Origin of the sequence: Bartonella sp. AC62GZZY, from assembly GCF_042196525.1 — a bacterium.
Taxonomy (GTDB): domain Bacteria; phylum Pseudomonadota; class Alphaproteobacteria; order Rhizobiales; family Rhizobiaceae; genus Bartonella.
The window spans coordinates 1-688 of record NZ_JBHIQN010000072.1 but is presented as its reverse complement, the minus strand read 5'-3'; the positions used below and the strand labels follow the sequence as shown (position 1 = coordinate 688).

1 protein-coding gene is annotated in these 688 nt (G+C 39.0%); it reads left to right on the top strand.

Going from position 1 to position 688, the window contains the following annotated elements:
* Positions 1–377: 377 nt before the first annotated feature.
* A partial coding sequence (locus tag ACFIML_RS09215) for a helix-turn-helix domain-containing protein (RefSeq protein WP_375688031.1) occupies positions 378–688 on the top strand: 311 nt, incomplete at its 3' end.

The window sequence follows — 688 nt, the reverse complement described above, 5'->3', positions numbered from 1 at the left end:
TTTTTACAGCTGATCTCTGATGAGAATGCAAGCTAATATCACGCGATAGCATGCGCTATTCATAATCCCCCTTTGTGAATACTTTATTGCTTGAAGGCAAAATATGCCACCTCTCTGTTTTAAGAAACGACACGTTAAGAGACACTATTTTAATTTTTATTGTAAATTTCCTGAAATTACTTTATGAATTAAAAGATGTTTTGGTCGCATACGCAACGACCAAGAGGGTCTTGAAAGCCCGAAAATCTAAACATGAATTTACCCCACTTTGTGGGTATCCCGGAATTCCGGGAGTTTTTGCTATGTCCAGGTGTTTTAAGCACTAAAAGCAAAAAAAGCTGATTAGATTTCAGTACTTTCAAGCTCCCGGAATACTCATGCGAGGGCGCTCGCGACCGGCGGGGGGCTTTAAAATGCAAACCAGAGATCTTGATAACGACATTTTCATTGGCAAAAAAATTCGTTTGAGACGAAAAATGTTGAAGATGTCTCAAAAAACATTAGGTCAGCACTTAGGTGTCACTTTCCAACAAATCCAGAAATATGAAAACGGCTTAAATCGTGTCAGTGCAGGACGATTAAAGAGAATTTCTGATATCTTGGATGTTCCCATTGCCTTTTTTTATGCGGATATCATCACAAAACAACAGCCCCCATATCTTCATGATGAAATCGCATCAAGCACAGA